Source organism: Kitasatospora sp. NPDC057500, from assembly GCF_042802195.1.
In the GTDB taxonomy this organism is placed as follows: Bacteria; Actinomycetota; Actinomycetes; order Streptomycetales; family Streptomycetaceae; genus Kitasatospora.
Genome location: NZ_JBHVER010000338.1, coordinates 1 through 5,193, shown reverse-complemented (window position 1 = coordinate 5,193; position 5,193 = coordinate 1). Strand labels below are relative to the sequence as shown.

Annotated in this window: 2 protein-coding genes; both read left to right on the top strand. The window is 73.3% G+C overall.

Annotated features, from left to right (window positions below; all coding sequences use genetic code 11):
* Window positions 1–305: 305 nt before the first annotated feature.
* Window positions 306–1,994: a glycosyltransferase family 2 protein gene (locus ACFU74_RS35890; RefSeq protein WP_380764324.1), complete on the top strand. Its 1,689-nt coding sequence runs from the start codon at window positions 306–308 to the stop codon at window positions 1,992–1,994.
* A 16-nt stretch (window positions 1,995–2,010) separates the two neighbouring features.
* Complete coding sequence (locus tag ACFU74_RS35885; RefSeq protein ID WP_380764323.1) at window positions 2,011–5,148, top strand: acyltransferase family protein; 3,138 nt, start codon at window positions 2,011–2,013, stop codon at window positions 5,146–5,148.
* The last annotated feature ends 45 nt before the right edge of the window (window positions 5,149–5,193 follow it).

The following is a 5,193-nucleotide window of genomic DNA, read 5'->3' as shown; positions in this document are numbered from 1 at the left end:
GGCGGCAACCGGTCACCGGTTGCCGCCCCACAGGCGTTTCCGTGCCCGATCGGTCGGGTGGACGAGGGCCTGGCGGGCAGGTGTTGGAGGAGCGTTCACGTCCGCTTGACCTGGTGCTTGACCAGGGCGGATGAGGTGGCCGGGAAGTGGCGTCCGGGGCCTGGACGCATGGATTAATGGTCTATACCAATGGGGTAGTGTGGCCGTGGAGCTGTCAGAAACACGGCTGTGGGGGCCATATGACTGTCCAACAGGTATCTTCTGTTTCCTCTTTGTCTTCTTCCTCTTCCGATCCTCTTGCGCATCTGCCGCAACCACCGGACGACCAGGAGTTGTACTGGTATTTCGGTCCGCAGCGCAGGTGGGTGCTCGTCGCCAGTTCGGCGGCGTTCGTGTTCACCGCGGGGACCATGCTGACGTTCGCGTTGCGGACGCCGGCGCTGTGGGTATTCCTGGCCGTCCTCGGGCTCAACGTGGTCGCGCTGGTGCTGTCGTCCTTCAACAGCTTGCGGCAGCGGCGGCTCACCCGGCAGTCCCACGAGGTGCTGGTGCACGCGTGGGCGCCGGAGGAACTGCCGACCGTCGACCTGTACCTGCCGACCTGCGGGGAGCCGCTGGACATCCTGGAGAACGCGTACCGCGCGGTCGCCCGGGTGGACTGGCCCGGAGCGCTGACGGTCTGGGTGCTCGACGACGCCGACCGGGCCGAGGTCGCCGACCTGGCGGCCGCGCACGGCTACCGCTACGTGGTGCGGCCCGACCGGGGGCACCTCAAGAAGGCCGGCAACCTCAACCACGCGCTGACCCTGAGCAGCGGTGAGCTGATCGCCATCCTCGACGCCGACTTCGCGCCCCGGCCCGACTTCCTGCGTCACCTCGTCCCGTACTTCGCGGACCAGCGGATCGGCATCGTGCAGAGTCCGCAGTGCTTCGACACCGACGAGACGATGAGCTGGATCGAGCGCGCCGCCGGTGCCGCGCAGGAGTGGTTCTTCCGCTGGATCCAGCCCTCCCGCGACGCCAGTGACGCCGCCATCTGCTGCGGCAGCAACGCCGTCTACCGGCGCGCCGCGATCGACGAGGCCGGCGGCTTCGCCCGGCTCGACCACAGCGAGGACCTCTTCACCGGCCTCGGCCTGTACGCCAAGGGGTACCGCACGCTGTACGTCCCGGTGCTGGTCGCCAAGGGCACCTCGCCGGACAACCTCGCCTCGTACGTCAACCAGCAGTACCGCTGGGCGATGGGCAACCTGCACCTGCTCGGCTCGCCCGAGCTCAAGCGGATCGGCGCGCCCTGGCGGATGCGGCTCTGCTTCTACGAGGGCATCGTCGGCTACCTGGCCGCCGCCGTGAACATCTTCGTCGCGCCGCTGCCGCCGCTGGTGATGATGTTCTTCTACCCGGACCAGATCCGGCCCTGGCACGTCCTGCCGATGCTCGCGCCGCTCTGGCTCTGGCACGTGCTGCTGCCCAGGGTCAGCCGGACCCGCTGGCGGATCGAGGTGATCCGCTCCAACGTGCTGATGAGCGTCGCCGCCGGTGTCGCCTTCTGGCACACGCTGCGCGGGCGCAGCGCGGCCTGGGTGCCGACCGGCATGGCCGGTGGGGGCGCCCCGGCGACGGGGAGCAGGAGCCGGTCCGGCGGGATGGCCCGCAAGGTGGTGCTGCTCTCGCTCGCCTGGCTCTGCGCCTCGCTCGGCGCCGGCGCCCTCGGCCTGGCCCTGGCCGTCGTCGAGCACGGCTGGGCGCCCAACTGGGGCCTCGGCCTCTACCTCCTGGTGCAGGCGCAGATCGGCCTGCCGCTGGTCCGCGACCTCCTCGGCGAGGTACGCGGCTCCACCCGCGCCGAGGGCGCCGCCGCCGGGCCGAAGGCGCCCCGGCCCGGCATGCTGCCCCGGCGCTGGCCCGAGGGCCTGGCCGCCACGGTCACCCTCGTGCTCACCGCACTGCTCGCCTCCGGTTGGGTCCGCCCGATGCTGCCCTGGCTGGGTTGAAAGGTCGTCGCCTTCCATGCCGTCGTCATCCATACCGTCACCGTCACCGTCGCCGTCACGGATACCGTCACCGTCACGGGAGCCGTCGCAGGAGCTGTCACAGAATCTGTCACAGAATCCGTCACCGCCGCCCGTCCCTGAGCTGCGGCCGGCCGCCTTCACCATCCCCGGCCGGTGGGCCGGCGCCGCCTCCCGGGGTTCCGATGCCCCGGGCCCGGCGCCCCGTCCGGCCGGCTTCCGCCCCGACATCGAGGGCCTGCGCGCACTCGCCGTGCTCGCCGTCCTCGCCTTCCACGCGGCCGTCCCCGGCCTGGCCGGCGGGTTCGTCGGGGTGGACGTCTTCCTCGTCGTCTCCGGCTACCTGATCACCGGCCTGCTGCTGCGCGAGGCCACCACCACCGGCCGGATCCGGCTCGGCGAGTTCTTCTCCCGCCGGGCCCGCCGACTGCTGCCCTCGGCGGCGATCGTGCTCGCCGTGGTGGCGCTGTTCGGCGCCTGGCTGACCGTGCCGCTGCGGCGCGCCGACCTGGAGTACGACGTGCTCGCGGCGGCGCTCTCCGTCGGCAACTGGCGCTTCGTCGCCCAGCAGACCGACTACCTGGCCGCCGGCCGGGACGAGAGCCCGCTGCTGCACTTCTGGTCGCTGGCCGTCGAGGAGCAGTTCTACCTGGTCTGGGGCCCGCTGCTGGCGCTCACCGTCTTCCTGGTGCTGCGGCTGGCGCGGCGCGGCCGGGCGGACGGGCGCGGGCGGGCGGTGCGGCCGGTCGCGGCCGCGCTCGCCGCCGTGCTGACGGCCGGCTCCTTCGCGCTCTCGCTGTACTGGACGCACGACTCCGTCTCGCTCGCCTACCTCGGGACGCCGTCCCGGGTCTGGCAGTTCGGGGTCGGCGCGCTGCTCGCCCTGCTGCCCTGGCACCTGCTGCGCGGACCTCGGGTGCTGCGCGTACTGGTCGGCTGGGCCGGGGCGGCGGCGATCGTGGGCTGCGTGCTGGCGTACGACGACACCACGCCGTACCCCGGCTGGGCGGCGCTCGTCCCGACCCTCGGCACGGCCGCCGTCATCCTGGCCGGCACGCCCGGACGCGACGGGGCCGGCACGGCCGCCCCCGGTCTCGGCGTGGACCGGGTGCTCGGTCTGCGCGTGCCGCGCGCGATCGGGCGGCTCTCCTACAACCTGTACCTGTGGCACTGGCCGGTGCTCGTCCTCGTCGGAGCGAAGTACGGCCCGCTGTCCTGGCCGGTGAAGGTGGCGCTCACCGCAGCCGCCGCGCTGCCGGCCGCCGCCGTCATGCGCTGGGTCGAGCGGCCGCTGCGGCACAGTCGCACCGTCTCCGAACTCCCGCGCCGCGGCCTGTCGTTGGGCCTGGCCTCGGTGGTCATCCCGGTGGTGCTGGCGCTGGTCGTCGGCACCGGCACGCTGCGGTTGCTCGGCCCGGCCGCGCCCGTCGACCTCCAGGGCCTGCCGCCCGGCTCCTCGGACGGCACCTCGCTGCTGGTGCGCACCGCGGCGACGGCCAAGGGCGGTCCGGCGGTGGTGCCGGACGCCGTCCAGGCCCGCAAGGACTTCCCGCCGGACGGCGAGTGCGAGGTCGCGCCGACCGCCACCAGCAGCCCCGACTGCCGCTTCGGCGTGGTGGGCAGCCCGGACCGGATCGTGCTGCTCGGCGACTCGCACGCCGGCCAGTGGTTCTCGGCGCTGCTCGCGATCGCCGCCGAACGGCGCTGGGAGCTGGAGGAGTTGGTCAAGCAGGGCTGCCCGCTGCCGGAACTGACGGTGGTGAACCCGCAGTTGGGCCGCACCTACCGTGAGTGCGACACCTGGCGGGCGGACGCACTGACCCGGCTGAAGGAGGGTCCCAAGCCCCGGCTGATCGTCGTCTCCACTCTCAACCGCTACACCGACGACCGTGAACTGCTGCTCCAGGGGTGGGAGAAGACCCTCTCCCCGCTGCGCGAGATCGGCGTCCCGATCGTCTACCTGCGTGACACCCCGGTCCCCGGGACGGACGTGCCGGCCTGCGTGTCGGGCCACACCGACGAACCGGCGGCCTGCGCGTTCCCGCGCGACAAGGCGCTGTGGGCGGACCCGCTCGCCGACGAGATCGCGGCCGGCCGGATGCCGGGTGTGCGCACGGTGTCGGTGAACGACGTCATCTGCCCCGGCAGCGGCCGCAGTTGCCCGGCGGTACTGGAACGCATCCTGCTCTACCGCGACGACGCGCACCTCACCAACGTCGCGGTCGTCGTCCTCACGCCGCGCCTGGAGCGGCTGTTGACGGAGTCCGGCGCCCTGCCGCCCGGTTCGGCGCCTGTCCAGGATCGGCAGGTCACCGCGGACGGCTGGACGCAGCTGCTGCGCGACGACTTCGACGGGCCGGCCGGAAGCCGCCCGTCCGAGGCCGACTGGCAGTACGACCTCGGCACTTGCTACCCGGGCTGCCCGGCCCCGCAGTGGGGGACGGGTGAGATCGAGACCATGACGGACTCCACCGCCAACGTCCGGCTGGACGGCCGCGGCGCCCTGGAGATCGTGCCCACCCGGGACGCCGCCGGCCAGTGGTCGTCGGGGCGGATCGAGTCCCGCCGCGCCGACTTCGCCCCGCCGCCCGGCGGTGTGCTGCGGATCGAGGCCGGGATCGCCCTGCCGGACGTCACCGGCCCGGCCGCCGCCGGCTACTGGCCCGCCTTCTGGACCCTCGGCGGCGAGCTGCGCAACGGCTACACCGGCTGGCCGGCCATCGGCGAGCTGGACATCATGGAGCAGGTCAACGGCCGGGACGCGGTGTTCGGCACGATGCACTGCGGCGTCCTCGACGGCGGCCCCTGCCAGGAGCCGCGCGGCCTGGGCTCGGGCGACCAGCCCTGCGGCGCCGAGTGCCGCACCGGCTTCCACCGGTACGCGGTCGAGGTCGACCTGAGGCCGGGTGCCGAACAGGTCCGCTGGTACCTCGACGGGCGTGAGCACCACCGGGTCACCGCCGCGCAGATGGACCGCGCGACCTGGGACCGGGCCGTGAACCACGGTCTGTTCCTGATCCTCAACGTCGCCGTCGGCGGCAACCTGCCCACCGCGTTCGGCGGCGCCGTCACCCCGGCCACCGAACCCGGGCACCCGATGCGGGTCGACTACGTCTCCGTCGCCACGAAGCCGTAGCGCCCGCGCCCGGACGGGAGGGCCCCGGGCCGGGGAGCGCACCGC

Coding starts and splice junctions, on each gene's coding strand:
- ACFU74_RS35885 (WP_380764323.1), top strand. CDS start 2,011: ATGCCGTCGTCATCCATACCGTCACCGTCACCGTCGCCGTCACGGATA.